This window comes from Enterobacter cloacae complex sp. P40C2, assembly GCF_014930695.1.
Classification (GTDB): Bacteria; Pseudomonadota; Gammaproteobacteria; order Enterobacterales; family Enterobacteriaceae; genus Enterobacter; species Enterobacter pasteurii.
The window spans coordinates 55,449-69,516 of sequence record NZ_JADBRP010000010.1 but is presented as its reverse complement, the minus strand read 5'-3'; the positions used below and the strand labels follow the sequence as shown (position 1 = coordinate 69,516).

General features: G+C 53.1%; 13 protein-coding genes. 5 read left to right on the top strand and 8 right to left on the bottom strand.

Annotation, left to right across the window (positions count from 1 at the left end; genetic code table 11):
- The first annotated feature begins 18 nt into the window (after window positions 1-18).
- On the top strand, window positions 19-510 hold the full coding sequence (locus IM304_RS16955; protein WP_022647233.1) for a YajQ family cyclic di-GMP-binding protein: 492 nt from the start codon (window positions 19-21) through the stop codon (window positions 508-510).
- A 30-nt stretch (window positions 511-540) separates the two neighbouring features.
- Here IM304_RS16955 and IM304_RS16950 read toward each other — a convergent pair whose 3' ends face one another.
- The 8 genes from IM304_RS16950 to IM304_RS16915 form a co-directional block, all read right to left on the bottom strand.
- Window positions 541-1,902, bottom strand: a complete 1,362-nt coding sequence (locus IM304_RS16950; RefSeq protein ID WP_193355672.1) for an MFS transporter — start codon at window positions 1,900-1,902, stop codon at window positions 541-543.
- A 149-nt stretch (window positions 1,903-2,051) separates the two neighbouring features.
- A complete protein-coding gene (gene cyoE / locus IM304_RS16945; RefSeq protein WP_003859062.1) occupies window positions 2,052-2,939 on the bottom strand; it encodes a heme o synthase in 888 nt (295 codons plus the stop codon).
- Between the two features lie 11 nt (window positions 2,940-2,950).
- Entirely contained in the window at window positions 2,951-3,277 is a 327-nt protein-coding gene (locus IM304_RS16940; RefSeq protein ID WP_176611050.1) for a cytochrome o ubiquinol oxidase subunit IV, read from the bottom strand.
- Window positions 3,277-3,891: a cytochrome o ubiquinol oxidase subunit III gene (locus IM304_RS16935; RefSeq protein ID WP_063451697.1), complete on the bottom strand. Its 615-nt coding sequence runs from the start codon at window positions 3,889-3,891 to the stop codon at window positions 3,277-3,279. The genes IM304_RS16940 and IM304_RS16935 overlap by 1 nt, the downstream gene beginning before the upstream one ends.
- The gene (gene cyoB, locus IM304_RS16930) at window positions 3,881-5,872 is read right to left on the bottom strand and encodes a cytochrome o ubiquinol oxidase subunit I (RefSeq protein ID WP_148420280.1); all 1,992 of its coding nucleotides are present in this window, start codon (window positions 5,870-5,872) and stop codon (window positions 3,881-3,883) included. The genes IM304_RS16935 and cyoB overlap by 11 nt, the downstream gene beginning before the upstream one ends.
- Before the next feature lie 16 nt (window positions 5,873-5,888).
- Window positions 5,889-6,836, bottom strand: coding sequence for a cytochrome o ubiquinol oxidase subunit II (gene cyoA / locus IM304_RS16925; RefSeq protein WP_003859054.1), 948 nt, complete (start codon window positions 6,834-6,836; stop codon window positions 5,889-5,891).
- A 478-nt stretch (window positions 6,837-7,314) separates the two neighbouring features.
- Complete coding sequence (ampG, locus tag IM304_RS16920) at window positions 7,315-8,790, bottom strand: muropeptide MFS transporter AmpG (protein ID WP_193355671.1); 1,476 nt, start codon at window positions 8,788-8,790, stop codon at window positions 7,315-7,317.
- A gap of 45 nt (window positions 8,791-8,835) precedes the next feature.
- Complete coding sequence (locus tag IM304_RS16915) at window positions 8,836-9,414, bottom strand: lipoprotein (protein WP_176611046.1); 579 nt, start codon at window positions 9,412-9,414, stop codon at window positions 8,836-8,838.
- A 303-nt stretch (window positions 9,415-9,717) separates the two neighbouring features.
- Here IM304_RS16915 and bolA point away from each other — a divergent pair, with 303 nt between their 5' ends.
- From bolA to clpX, 4 genes are all read left to right on the top strand, one after another.
- The gene (bolA, locus tag IM304_RS16910; protein ID WP_148420283.1) at window positions 9,718-10,035 is read left to right on the top strand and encodes a transcriptional regulator BolA; all 318 of its coding nucleotides are present in this window, start codon (window positions 9,718-9,720) and stop codon (window positions 10,033-10,035) included.
- A gap of 331 nt (window positions 10,036-10,366) precedes the next feature.
- The gene (gene tig / locus IM304_RS16905) at window positions 10,367-11,665 is read left to right on the top strand and encodes a trigger factor (protein ID WP_148420285.1); all 1,299 of its coding nucleotides are present in this window, start codon (window positions 10,367-10,369) and stop codon (window positions 11,663-11,665) included.
- Between the two features lie 260 nt (window positions 11,666-11,925).
- The gene (clpP, locus tag IM304_RS16900; RefSeq protein ID WP_006809880.1) at window positions 11,926-12,549 is read left to right on the top strand and encodes an ATP-dependent Clp endopeptidase proteolytic subunit ClpP; all 624 of its coding nucleotides are present in this window, start codon (window positions 11,926-11,928) and stop codon (window positions 12,547-12,549) included.
- A gap of 127 nt (window positions 12,550-12,676) precedes the next feature.
- A complete protein-coding gene (gene clpX, locus IM304_RS16895) occupies window positions 12,677-13,951 on the top strand; it encodes an ATP-dependent protease ATP-binding subunit ClpX (RefSeq protein ID WP_148420286.1) in 1,275 nt (424 codons plus the stop codon).
- Window positions 13,952-14,068 lie beyond the last annotated feature (117 nt).

The window sequence follows — 14,068 nt, the reverse complement described above, 5'->3', positions numbered from 1 at the left end:
ATGAAGGGAGAAGAAAAGATGCCATCTTTCGATATTGTTTCTGAAGTTGATTTGCAGGAAGCGCGTAACGGCGTAGATAATGCTATCCGTGAGGTTGAATCACGTTTCGATTTTCGTGGCGTAGAGGCGACCATTGAGCTGAACGACGCGAACAAGACCATCAAGGTGCTGAGCGAGTCTGATTTCCAGGTTAACCAGCTGCTGGATATCCTGCGCGCCAAGCTGCTGAAGCGCGGCATTGAAGGCACGTCGCTCGATGTGCCTGAAGATTTCGTCCACAGCGGCAAAACCTGGTTTGTGGAAGCGAAGCTGAAGCAGGGCATTGAGAGCGCGGTGCAGAAGAAAATCGTTAAGCTCATCAAAGACAGCAAGCTGAAGGTGCAGGCGCAGATTCAGGGGGAAGAGATCCGCGTGACGGGGAAATCCCGCGACGATCTCCAGTCGGTCATGGCGCTGGTGCGCGGCGGCGATCTGGGTCAGCCTTTCCAGTTCAAAAACTTCCGCGATTAAAACTAAAAAGCCCGGTTTTACCGGGCTTTTTCAGGCCTTCAGCGCCTGCTCCACTTCAAAGCGGTTAGTCACCTTGCTGTCAATTTTAACGTAAACGCTGCGCTCTTCCGGAACAACCAGCACCTCGCTCACCCCCGCCGTCGTTTCCAGACGCTGTTTTAAGGCGTCGCTAACCTCTACGTCATCCGGAATTTCTACCCGCAGGCTACTCACGTAGCGTGGCTCTTTCATGGTGCTGGCCACAAACAGCCAGACCATCGCCAGCAGCGCACCCGTCAGGAATACGGTTTGCGAATCAAACAGGCCGTCTACCCAGCCTCCCAGAGCGCCGCCTATCGCCACGCCGAGAAACTGGCTGGTGGAATAAATGCCCATCGCGGTGCCTTTGTATCCTGCCGGAGACTCTTTGCTGATAAGCGACGGCAGCAGGGCTTCCATCAGGTTAAACGCCAGGAAGAATAGCTGTACGCCTGCGATCAGCTCCCAGAAGTGCGGGCCGGAGCCCCACAAAACAATCTCGGCAATCAGCAGTAACGCGACGCAGCCCACGAAGACGCGCTTCATCCTGCGCTTCACTTCGGCGTAAATGATGAACGGCACGACGGAAACAAACGAGATGAGCATGGTCACCAGATAAATTTTCCAGTGCTCAGCCGCCGGAAATCCCGCAGCGGCAAGCTGGCCGGGCAGGGCGACAAAGGTCGACATCAGCAGAATGTGCAGGCACATGATGCCGAAGTTGAGCTTAAGCAGGCGCGGCTCGGCGATGACTTTGCTGAAGCAGCCTTTGACCATCCCGGACTCGCGGTTGAGGACGTGGTTTTTACTGTCCGGCACGACCCACAGCGTAAGCGCGATCCCGACGGTCGCCAGGACGGCAATCATCCAGAACAGGGCGTGCAGGCCGAGCGCATGGGTAATAATCGGACCAAGCACCATGGCGATGGCGAAGGTGACACCGAAGCTGACGCCAATAAACGCCATCGCTTTGGTGCGGTTTTGCTCGCGGGTCAGGTCTGACAAAAGCGCCATCACGGCGGCAGCAATGGCCCCGGAACCCTGCAGGGCGCGGCCAAGAATAATGCCCCAGATGGAGTGGGAGAGGGCGGCTATGACGCTGCCGAGCACAAATACCAGCAGCCCGCCGACGATCAGCGGCTTACGGCCCACGCGGTCGGAGAGCAGACCAAAGGGGATCTGGAAAATGGCCTGCGCCAGGCCGTAGATACCGATCGCCAGGCCAATCAGCGCTTCGCTGGCACCCTGCAACGCCATACCGTACGTGGTCAGAACAGGCAGGACCATAAACATGCCAAGCATCCGCAGCGAGAAAACAGTCCCTAAACCCCATGTCGCGCGCAGCTCGACTGGCGTCATTTTATAATCGTTCATTACCACCTCAGTTCAAAAGCAGGCCATAGTGTAGTGCGGGGAAGGGGCGGGGTAAATAAAGGGTTATTTAACAAATATTACATGCGTAACTAATAGATTTCATGAATAAAAAAGGGTGCCGAAGCACCCCTTTATGTCCTTGCTATGGCTTACCAGACGTAAGTCAGCAGGTTTTGTGAATCCGGCACCATAAAGTCTACGGACATCATCACGGACAGCGAAGTGATGGCGACAATCGAGAACACAAACAGCTTACGTGCCCAGACTTTGTCATCCTCCACTTTGTAGCCGCGCAGGGCCATGCCGAGCCACCAGACGCTCACCGCAGCCGCTACTACCAGATATTTATATCCGGCGTAACCGCCCAGAGAGAGCATCAGCGTTGCCACGGCAAAGGCGATGATGTACAGCGTGATGTGGTTCTTGGCAACCGAGATACCTTTCACGACCGGCAGAACCGGAATGTTCGCCGCCTGATAATCCTTGAAGCGGAAAATCGCAATGGCGTAGGAGTGCGGCATCTGCCACAGGCTAAAGATAGCCAGCAGGATGAGCGCACCGCTGTCGAACTCGTTCGTGACGGCGCAGTAGCCAATCACCGGCGGCGCAGCGCCGGAGAGAGAACCAATCAGCGTGCCGTAGACGGAGTGTCGTTTCATATACAGGCTGTAGACGCCTACATACACCACGAACCCCATCACCCCCAGCCAGCAGGCCAGCGGATTAGCACCAAACCACAGCAGCATAAAGCCAGCAATACCCAGCAAGGTGGCGTACACCAGCGAGACGGAAGGGGCAATCAGGCCTTTAACCAGCACCCGATTTTTAGTCCTTTCCATCTTCTTGTCGATATCCATGTCGATGTAGTTGTTAAATACACAACCGGACGCAACCACCAGTGACACACCGACCAGCGTGTAAATAAAGAGGGTGTAATCAATGCTGCCTTTAGAGGCCAGCAGGAACCCTCCGATTACGGAGATCAGGTTGCCAAAGATGATGCCTGGTTTCGTGACTTGCAGGTATTGCTTAAACATACTCGCCGCTCTTAGTGAACCATCATGTTGTAGTTGAGGTTCCACATAATCCAGATGGAACCGACTACCAGGATAGCGATGATAATCACGGTAAAGATAAAGGCCGTCATGTTCCAGCCTTCATCGGACTTGGTGTTCATGTGCAGGAAGCAAACCAGATGCACCAGAATCTGAATCACCGCGGTTACCAGGATTACGCCCAGGATAACCGGCTTGGATGCAGAACCGCTCATCACCATCCAGAACGGGATCACCGTCAGGATGATCGACAGGATGAAACCTGTCATGTAGGTTTTTACGCTGCCGTGGGAAGCGCCATGATCGTTAGAATGACTCATTACATCGCCCCCATCAGATAGACAACAGAGAACACACAGATCCATACCACGTCAAGGAAGTGCCAGAACAGGCTCAGGCACATGATACGGGTACGGTTAGTACTGGTCAGGCCACGACGGGAGATCTGGAACATCAGCACTGCCATCCAGATCAGACCCGAGGTAACGTGCAGACCGTGGGTACCAACCAGCGCGAAGAACGCTGACAGGAAGCCGCTGCGATCCGGACCGAAACCTTCCGCGATCAGGTGATGGAATTCATAGATTTCCATCCCGATAAATCCAGCACCAAACAGCCAGGTCAACGCCAGCCAGGAGACAACCTGGCTCTTGTTGTTTTTGTACATGGCGATAGCCGCCATGCCGTAGGTGATGGAGCTGAATAACAGCAGTGCGGTTTCAACCAGAACGAACGGCAGCTCAAAAATGTCCTTACCGGTCGGGCCGCCCGCTGTGCCGTTCACCAGAACGGCATAGGTCGCGAACAGACAGCAGAACAGGATGCAGTCGCTCATCAGGTAGATCCAGAAACCGAAGACTTTGTTCGGTCCTGCATCGTGGTGCGCATGTTCATGCGCGTGGGCAGTTGAGTGCGCCAGAGTATCAGTTGCCATTTTTCAGCCCCGCTTTAGAAATCTCGTCGAAATGCTGATTTTCCAGCTTTTCAACTTCACGGACTGGTACGTAGTAGTCCACGTCCTCGTCAAAGCTTTTCACAATCCAGCTGATTACGACGCCAGCGAAGCCAACAATCGCCATCCACCAGATGTGCCAGATCATTGCGAAACCAAATACCGTTGCGAAAGCGGCAATGACGATGCCCGCCGCGCTGTTTTTCGGCATGTGGATCTCTTCGTAATGCTCAGGTTGCTTGTACGCTTCACCTTTTTCTTTCATTTCCCAGAATGCGTCGCGTTCATGGATCTGCGGCACAACGGCGAAGTTATAGAAAGGAGGTGGAGAAGAGGTCGCCCACTCCAGCGTACGGCCACCCCATGGGTCACCGGTCAGGTCACGGTTCTGATCGCGGTCGCGAATAGAAACGTAGAACTGAATCAGCTGAGACGCGATACCGCACGCAATCAGAACCGCACCGCCCGCTGCAACCATCAGCATTGGGTGGAACTGCGGGTCAATTTGCTGGCTCAGACGACGGGTCATACCCATGAAGCCCAGCACGTACAGCGGCATAAACGCCACGAAGAAGCCGATAATCCAGAACCAGAAGGCGCGTTTACCCCAGGTTTCGTTCAGCGTGAAGCCAAACGCCTTAGGCCACCAGTAGGTCACACCCGCGAAGCAGCCGAAAACGACGCCGCCGATGATAACGTTATGGAAGTGCGCAATCAGGAACAGACTGTTGTGCAGTACAAAGTCAGCGCCCGGTACCGCCAGCAGTACGCCGGTCATCCCACCTACGGAGAAGGTAACGATGAAGCCGATAGTCCACAGCATTGCTGAGTGGAACTGAATACGGCCCTGGTACATGGTGAACAGCCAGTTGAAGATCTTCACCCCAGTTGGGATGGCGATGATCATGGTGGTGATACCGAAGAAGGCGTTTACGTTCGCGCCCGCACCCATGGTGAAGAAGTGGTGCAGCCAGACGATGAACGACAGAACGGTAATACACACGGTTGCCCACACCAGTGAGGTGTAACCAAACAGGCGTTTACGCGAGAAGGTTGCCGCGATTTCGGAGAATACACCGAAGACTGGCAGAACCAGGATGTACACTTCCGGGTGACCCCAGGCCCAAATCAGGTTGATGTACATCATCATGTTGCCGCCCATATCATTCGTGAAGAAATGGGTGCCCAGATAACGATCCAGGGTCAGCAGCGCGATGGTGACGGTCAGAATTGGGAACGACGCGATAATCAGTACGTTGGCGCACAGAGATGCCCAGGTAAATACCGGCATCTTGAACATCGTCATACCAGGAGCACGCATCTTCAGGATGGTCACGAAGAAGTTGATACCGGTCAGGGTGGTACCAACACCGGAGAGCTGAAGCGCCCAAATCCAGTAATCGACCCCTACGCCCGGACTGTACTCAATTCCCGAGAGCGGTGGATAAGCCAGCCAGCCGGTCTGAGCAAATTCGCCCACGCCCAGCGACAGGTTAACCAGGATAACGCCAACAACGGTGAACCAGAAGCTCAGGTTGTTCAGGAACGGGAAGGCAACGTCGCGTGCGCCAATTTGCAGCGGAACGACAACGTTCATCAGACCGATAACCAGCGGCATTGCTACGAAGAAGATCATGATAACGCCGTGGGCGGTAAAGATCTGATCGTAGTGGTGCGGCGGCAGGAAACCTGCTTCACCCGCAGAAGCGAGCGCCTGCTGGCTACGCATCATGATCGCATCCGCAAAGCCACGAATTAACATGACGATACCGACGATGCAGTACATGATGCCGAGTTTTTTGTGGTCAACCGAAGTCAGCCACTCATTCCACAGGTAGCTCCACTTACCGAAGTAAGTAATCAGGCCCAGTAGGGCTGCGCCACCAATGATAATTGCAGCAATCGTAACCATGATAATGGGTTCATGGTACGGCACCGCATCCAATGTCAATTTTCCGAACATTTTCTTCCTCGGCCCCTTAGTGAGCGGTTTCCGCGTGGCTCATGTCCATGCCTTCCATACCCTGGTGCGTGTTGTGCTCGCCTTCAGGCTGGGTCATGTCCATGCTCATACCGTGGTCCATAAATTTGCCAATAACGTCTTTAAACAAATTCGGTTTCACGTTAGAGAAGTACTCCACCTTGTTGTATTCGCTAGGTGCAGCCACTTTTTCGAACGCCGCCATGTCAGACATGGTGTTGGTAGACTGCTTCGCTTTTGCAACCCACTGGTCGAAAGTCGCGCGGTCTGGCGTAGCGATAGCTTTAAACTTCATACCCGAGAAGCCCGGGCCACTATAGCTGGCGGAGATACCGTCGTAGGTGCCTGCTTCATTCGCGATCAGGTGCAGGTTAGTCTGCATACCGGCCATCGCGTAAATCTGGCTGCCCAGACGTGGGATGAAGAAGGAGTTCATTACGGAGTTGGAGGTCACTTTGAACTGAACCGGAGTGTTCGCCGGGAAGGCGATTTCATTCACGGTAGCAATGCCCTGCTCTGGGTAGATGAAGAACCATTTCCAGTCCATGGAGACCACTTCAATGGTAATCGGTTTTTCATCGTGAACCAGCGGTTTGCTCGGCTCAAGTGCGTGAGTGGTTTTCCAGGTCAGTACGGCAAGGAACAGGATGATCAGAATAGGTACCGTCCAGACCACAGCTTCCACTTTATTGGAGTGTGACCAGTTAGGGCTATACTTCGCATCTTTATTGCTCGCACGATACTTCCAGGCGAAACCAACAGCCATCAAGATGGCAGGAATAACCACAATCAACATCAGGCCAAAAGCCGTCAGTATCAATGAACGTTGTTCCAGTCCAATCTGTCCTTTGGGGTCTAGTAGTGCAGAATCGCAGCCACTGAGTAATACAGTGCCTGCGAATAATGACAACCATCCCAAACTTTTATTGTATTTCCTGAGTCTCATTTAACGACCTCAATTCCACGGGAGTCTGGTGGCGTTTAAAGTGTGGGGGCATTTTACGGGAAGGTTACATTACTGTAAACATCATTAGCCCTGTGTCAGGAAGGTGTTACTGGGTTCTGCCGCACATGTCACATGTGTTGCAAATTATGTCGCATTTTTGGAGGAAAGCCGCACAGCGTGGGCGTTATAACGAAAGGCCGCTTTAGCCTACCCCAAATGGGGCAATTGGTATAACCATTGCTAAAAATATACAAATAATTAACAATTAATTATCAATAAAAAGACAAATAAAAAACGAAAATACAATCTTTCGAAAGCTGAATCGTTTAACGAAAAATAGCGTAGCGAATTAAGCTCCAATAATTTCCGAATGCTATCCCGCACAAAACAACAAATATTTTTTTATCCGATGGCGGTTATTTCACCGTTATAATTTCGCACGGTTATTACAACGGGAAATAACCTTTCGCTTTTTGCTTCAGGTCATCTGCGTTTTCCGCAAGGACATGAAATCCAGCGTTCCGCCTGTCAGGATACCTGCAACGGCGAGAAGCACGCCTGCATCAAGCAGCACGGTTTCATAAGGCAGCGATAGCGCGGTGGTGGCGTTAATAATGAGCACCACGAGCCACAGAACCAGCGCAACGCAGCCCACCATCAGCAGGCGAAGGGCAAACCGATAGGCGGCATGGTATTCCGTGCGCGGCATGAAGTGTTCCGTGCGCTGGGTATATTCCAGCGTCTGGCGACAGACCAGCAGCAATAAAATCCCCGGTACGGCGGCCACCACCGAGAAGAGATAAAATGTCGGCCAGCCGTGGGCTTCAACAAACCAGCCCGCGACGGGACCTACGTACACGCGCCCGACGGCGGAGAGGGCAGAGAGCAGGGCAAACTGGGTGGCGGAAAATGACTTATTGCACAGCGTCATCAGCAGCGCAACAAATGCCGCCGTGCCCATACCCCCGCACAGGTTCTCAAAGAATACGGCCGTCGCCATGCTGATCATGTTCTTGTCGGTAATCGACAGCAGCCAGTAACCGGCATTCGATGCGCCCTGAAGAATGCCGAAGATCAGCAGCGCACGAAACAGCGTCAGGCGCTGCATCAGTACGCCGCCGTACAGAGCGCCGACGATCGTGGCAAACAGCCCCAGCGTTTTGTTGACCACGCCGACTTCCCCCGCATCAAACCCGACACCGCGGATCAGGAAGGTTGTCGTCAGGCTCATGGCAAAGGCATCGCCGAGCTTATAAAGGACAATAAGCAGCAGGATCAGCCAGGCATTATTACGGCCAAAGAAATCGCGCAGCGGTTCTGCCACGGCCTGCTCCAGCGAGCGCGGAACCGGAATGACCTCGCTCGGTTCTGGTGCGAAGAGGGTGGTAATAATGCAGGGGATCAGCAGGGCCGCCATTAGCCAGTACATACCCTGCCAGCCGAGATAGCGGTCGGCGAGCCACAGCGCCAGCCCGCCGGAGACAAGCATACCGAGACGATAGCCGAGCACGCTGATCGCCGCGCCAGCACCGCGTTCTTCCGCAGGCAGGACGTCCGTTTTCCAGGCGTCAAAAACAATGTCCTGGGAGGCGGAACAAAAGGCGATGACTACCGCAAGCGCGGCCATCCAGCGGAGCTGCGTTGACGGCTCAAGGAAGCCCATGGCGGCAATCGCCAGCAGCAGCAGGACCTGCGTCATCACTAACCAGCCGCGACGCCGCCCGATGAACGGCGGGGTATAGCGGTCCATGACCGGCGACCAGAGGAATTTAAAGACGTAGGCCTGGCCCACGAGCGAGAAGAAGCCGATGGTTTTCAGGTCGATGTTCTCGACCGTCATCCACGCCTGCAGCGTGCCGGAGGTGAGCGCAAGCGGTAAACCGGAGGCGAAACCAAGGATCAGCAGAATAGCTGATTTCGGTTGCTGGAAAATGCGTAAGTAGTGACTGGACATGTTCTTATGAACTGACCCGGTGAAGCACCGGGTCAGTCAGCAGGATTAACGGGCGTTCTGCTTGATGAATTCGTGAATGCTGGTGTCCTGTGCCATATCGGCAATGGTGTCAGTCAGCACGCTGTTAACCGCGTCAGCGATATTTTTGTTGGAGGCCTGGAACGCGCCCTCAACGGAATAGCTCGCACGGTAGTTTTTGTTCATCTTATTGCCGTTCTTCGCGGTCGCGATGATGGCGATATCGGCTTTGGTTGCGATGTTGTAGCGAACGTTGCCCTGGGACACGTCAGCGTACAGATTGTTCACGATGATTTGCAGGTCAACCGCGCCGCTTGGGCCAATCATGTAGCCGCGGGAGGTCATCTGCTTCTCCAGCACTTCCTGTAACAGGAAACGCAGGTCGCGGGATGCGGTCAGGGTGACCTGCTGGTTGTCGCGAGTGACTTTCGCCAGCGCCTGGTCCTGACGCTGATCGGCGCCGTTAATGCTGACCGTTACGCCCATCAGGCTTGGATCCTGCTGAGGCAGGGTAATTTTTGGGGAAACATCGATGGTCGTCGGCGGGGTTGCACAGCCGGCGAGCATAAAGAGCGCTACCAACGGAAAGAAGAGTTTTTTTAACATTTTCGGGTTCTCAACGAATCGTAAGCAAATAGAGAAAAATTGCCGCCATCATAACATCGCCAACGGCCAGGGGAAGTGGTCAACGCATGTAAATTCATCGCCTTGTCTGAAAACTGACCACCTTTCCGCTTTTCTCCACGCATGAGTGACAAAACGTATGAGTCTCATAGTGAACTTCATTCGTTTGAATGAGAAAATCAGACGAAAGCTAAATATTTGTTGTCTTGTTGTAATGGAACCGGTAAAAGCGGCTAATATTTAAAGGGATGGGTGACATCTTAGCGTTGTCGGAGGAGTGATTTCATGATGATACGTGAGCAGATAGAAGAAAAATTAAGGGCAGCGTTCAACCCTGTGTTTCTCGAAGTTGTCGACGAAAGCTATCGTCATAACGTGCCGGCAGGTTCTGAAAGCCACTTCAAAGTGGTTCTGGTCAGCGATCGCTTCATGGGAGAACGTTTCCTGAACCGACACCGCCTGATCTACAGCACCTTGACGGAAGAACTCTCCACAACCGTACATGCGCTTGCTCTGCATACCTACACCATTAAGGAATGGGAAGGGCTGCAGGATACGGTATTCGCATCACCGCCTTGTCGTGGTGCAGGCACCATCGCCTGATAAATCGGATTTGCAACCGCCGGAGTTTTTCCAGTATGTTGCTTACAGATTTCCTCAAAACGGCCTTCGGGCCGTTTTGTTTTGTCTGAGTTTTGAGCGGATGGCGCGATTTTAAGGCTAAAAATAGCCTTAAAGTGTGAAAAAAGCCGCAGCAACATGCTCCAACCGTTCTCGACTCACCTAAGTGATGCCGCTATAATGCCGCGTCTTAATGAATGTCTTCGGGATGATTCTGGCGACAGGGAATGTGAATCTGCACATAAGAGAGCATCCCGGTATAACAGACAGATTCAGAGTTGACCGAGCACTGTGATTTTTTTGAGGTAACAAGATGCAAGTTTCAGTTGAAACCACTCAAGGCCTTGGCCGCCGTGTAACGATTACTATCGCTGCTGACAGCATCGAAACTGCTGTGAAAAGCGAGCTGGTCAACGTAGCAAAGAAAGTACGTATTGACGGCTTCCGTAAGGGCAAAGTACCAATGAATGTTGTTGCTCAGCGTTATGGCGCTTCCGTGCGTCAGGATGTGCTGGGTGAACTGATGAGCCGCAACTTTATCGACGCGATCATCAAAGAAAAAATCAATCCAGCTGGCGCGCCAAACTACGTGCCGGGCGAATACAAAATGGGCGAAGACTTCACCTACTCCGTAGAGTTCGAAGTGTACCCGGAAGTTGAGCTGAAAGGTCTGGAATCTATCGAAGTTGAAAAACCGATCGTTTCCGTAACTGACGAAGACGTTGACGGCATGCTGGATACCCTGCGCAAGCAGCAGGCGAACTGGAAAGAGAAAGAAGGTGCAGTTGACGCAGAAGACCGCGTAACTATCGACTTTACCGGTTCCGTAGACGGCGAAGAGTTCGAAGGCGGTAAAGCGTCTGACTTCGTACTGGCGATGGGCCAGGGTCGTATGATCCCAGGCTTCGAAGACGGTATCAAAGGCCACAAAGCGGGTGAAGAGTTCACTATCGACGTGACCTTCCCAGAAGAATACCACGCTGAAAACCTGAAGGGTAAAGCAGCGAAGTTCGTGATTAACCTGAAGAAAGTGGAAGAGCGCGAACTGCCAGAACTGACGGAAGAATTCATCAAGCGTTTCGGCGTTGAGGATGGTTCTATCGCTGGCCTGCGTACCGAAGTGCGTAAAAACATGGAGCGCGAGCTGAACGGTGCTGTACGTAACCGTGTGAAGTCTCAGGCGATTGACGGTCTGGTGAAAGCGAACGACATCGACGTTCCAGCAGCCCTGATCGACAGCGAAATCGACGTTCTGCGCCGTCAGGCTGCACAGCGTTTCGGTGGCAACCAGCAGCAAGCGATGGAACTGCCACGCGAGCTGTTTGAAGAGCAAGCGAAACGCCGCGTTGTTGTTGGCCTGCTGCTGGGCGAAGTGATTCGCACCCACGAGCTGAAAGCTGACGAAGAGCGTGTGAAGGGCCTGATCGAAGAGATGGCGTCTGCATACGAAGATCCATCAGAAGTGATCGAGTTCTACGGTAAGAACAAAGAGCTGATGGACAACATGCGCAACGTCGCACTGGAAGAGCAGGCTGTTGAAGCGGTACTGGCGAAAGCGAAAGTGACCGAAAAAGCGACCTCTTTCAACGAGCTGATGAACCAGCAGGCGTAATTTCGCCCCAACGGTTTAAAGTTTGAACAAAAAACCCGTTGCCCTCCGGCGACGGGTTTTTTTTATCACAGCTTGAGTCCTGGAAGGGTGCTAAAACGCCTTTTCAGTGTTAGCGTTACAACAAAAGATTGTTATGCTTGAAATAGGGCGTGGCGAACCCCATAAGTATGTAATCGAGATGATTGAGACTGGCTGATAATCCGTCCATAAGGTTACAATCAGTACAGCAGGTGTTTTCAATTTTGAACCAGGAGACGGAAATGTCATACAGTGGCGAACGAGATAACTTTGCACCCCATATGGCGCTGGTGCCGATGGTTATTGAACAGACCTCACGTGGTGAGCGCTCTTTCGATATCTACTCCCGTCTGCTCAAGGAACGCGTTATCTTTCTGACCGGCCAGGTGGAAGACCATATGGCTAACCTGATCGTGGCGCAGATGCTGTTCCTGGAAGCGGAAAACCCGGAAAAAGACATTTACCTGTACATCAACTCGCCAGGCGGTGTTATTACGGCGGGTATGTCTATTTATGACACCATGCAATTCATCAAGCCGGATGTCAGCACCATCTGTATGGGACAGGCGGCATCCATGGGCGCCTTCCTGTTAACCGCAGGGGCGAAAGGCAAGCGCTTCTGCCTGCCAAACTCCCGCGTGATGATTCACCAGCCGCTGGGTGGTTACCAGGGCCAGGCGACGGATATCGAAATCCACGCCCGAGAAATTCTGAAAGTAAAAGCGCGCATGAATGAACTTATGGCGCAGCATACGGGTCAACCTCTTGAGCAGATCGAGCGCGATACCGAGCGCGATCGCTTCCTCTCTGCACCAGAGGCAGTTGAGTACGGCTTAGTCGACTCCATTTTGACCCATCGTAATTGATGCCCGCGACGCGAGTGTGCCGCTATACTAAGGTAGGGCGGCACGTTGCCAGTAAGCAGCTTGCGTCTGAAAATGGCATTTGCGTCGTCATGTGCGGCACATAGAACTTAAAAAGAGGTTTGGACTCATGACAGATAAACGCAAAGATGGTTCGGGCAAACTGCTGTACTGCTCTTTTTGCGGCAAAAGCCAGCATGAAGTGCGTAAACTGATTGCCGGGCCGTCCGTGTATATCTGCGACGAATGCGTCGATTTATGTAACGACATCATTCGCGAAGAGATTAAAGAAGTCGCGCCGCACCGCGAGCGCAGCGCGTTACCAACGCCACACGAAATTCGCCATCACCTGGATGACTACGTCATTGGTCAGGAACAGGCGAAAAAAGTGCTGGCGGTGGCGGTATACAACCACTATAAGCGCCTGCGTAACGGCGATACCAGCAACGGCGTGGAGCTGGGTAAAAGTAACATTCTGCTGATCGGGCCAACCGGCTCCGGTAAAACGCTGCTGGCTGAAACCCTGGCGCGCCTGCTGGATGTGCCGTTTACCATGGCGGATGCCACCACCCTGACCGAAGCCGGTTACGTGGGTGAAGACGTTGAAAACATCATCCAGAAGCTGTTGCAGAAATGCGATTACGACGTGCAGAAGGCCCAGCGCGGGATTGTCTATATTGATGAGATCGACAAGATCTCCCGTAAATCTGACAACCCGTCCATCACCCGTGACGTGTCGGGCGAAGGCGTGCAGCAGGCGCTGCTGAAGCTTATCGAAGGTACGGTCGCGGCTGTTCCACCTCAGGGCGGACGTAAGCATCCGCAGCAGGAGTTCCTGCAGGTTGATACCTCCAAGATCCTGTTTATCTGTGGCGGTGCGTTTGCAGGCCTGGACAAAGTGATTTCTCACCGCGTTGAAACCGGCTCCGGCATTGGTTTTGGCGCGACGGTAAAATCCACGTCTGAAAAACCAAACGAAGGCCAGCTGCTGGCTCAGGTTGAACCGGAAGACCTGATCAAGTTCGGTTTGATCCCAGAGTTTATTGGCCGTCTGCCGGTAGTGGCAACCCTGAACGAACTGAGCGAAGACGCGCTGATTCAGATCCTGAAAGAGCCGAAAAATGCGCTGACCAAACAGTATCAGGCGCTGTTCAATCTGGAAGGCGTTGAGCTGGAATTCCGTGACGAAGCGCTGGACGCGATTGCCAAGAAAGCGATGGCGCGTAAAACCGGTGCACGTGGCCTGCGTTCTATCGTTGAAGCAGCCCTGCTCGACACGATGTACGATCTGCCCTCTATGGAAGACGTCGAAAAAGTGGTTATCGACGAGTCCGTAATCGGTGGCCAGACCAAGCCGTTACTGATTTACGGTAAACCGGAAGCGCAGCAGGCATCTGGCGAATAATTCACCAATCCATACAATCAGTTAATCAAAAAGGGGGGATTTTATCTCCCCTTTACTTTTTCCGTATTCGTGGCGTTGAATGTATGGGAAACATCCCCATATACTGGATTACATGTT

Coding starts and splice junctions, on each gene's coding strand:
- IM304_RS16955 (WP_022647233.1), top strand. CDS start 19: ATGCCATCTTTCGATATTGTTTCTGAAGTTGATTTGCAGGAAGCGCGT.
- IM304_RS16950 (WP_193355672.1), bottom strand. CDS start 1,902: ATGAACGATTATAAAATGACGCCAGTCGAGCTGCGCGCGACATGGGGT.
- cyoE (WP_003859062.1), bottom strand. CDS start 2,939: ATGTTTAAGCAATACCTGCAAGTCACGAAACCAGGCATCATCTTTGGC.
- IM304_RS16940 (WP_176611050.1), bottom strand. CDS start 3,277: ATGAGTCATTCTAACGATCATGGCGCTTCCCACGGCAGCGTAAAAACC.
- IM304_RS16935 (WP_063451697.1), bottom strand. CDS start 3,891: ATGGCAACTGATACTCTGGCGCACTCAACTGCCCACGCGCATGAACAT.
- cyoB (WP_148420280.1), bottom strand. CDS start 5,872: ATGTTCGGAAAATTGACATTGGATGCGGTGCCGTACCATGAACCCATT.
- cyoA (WP_003859054.1), bottom strand. CDS start 6,836: ATGAGACTCAGGAAATACAATAAAAGTTTGGGATGGTTGTCATTATTC.
- ampG (WP_193355671.1), bottom strand. CDS start 8,790: ATGTCCAGTCACTACTTACGCATTTTCCAGCAACCGAAATCAGCTATT.
- IM304_RS16915 (WP_176611046.1), bottom strand. CDS start 9,414: ATGTTAAAAAAACTCTTCTTTCCGTTGGTAGCGCTCTTTATGCTCGCC.
- bolA (WP_148420283.1), top strand. CDS start 9,718: ATGATGATACGTGAGCAGATAGAAGAAAAATTAAGGGCAGCGTTCAAC.
- tig (WP_148420285.1), top strand. CDS start 10,367: ATGCAAGTTTCAGTTGAAACCACTCAAGGCCTTGGCCGCCGTGTAACG.
- clpP (WP_006809880.1), top strand. CDS start 11,926: ATGTCATACAGTGGCGAACGAGATAACTTTGCACCCCATATGGCGCTG.
- clpX (WP_148420286.1), top strand. CDS start 12,677: ATGACAGATAAACGCAAAGATGGTTCGGGCAAACTGCTGTACTGCTCT.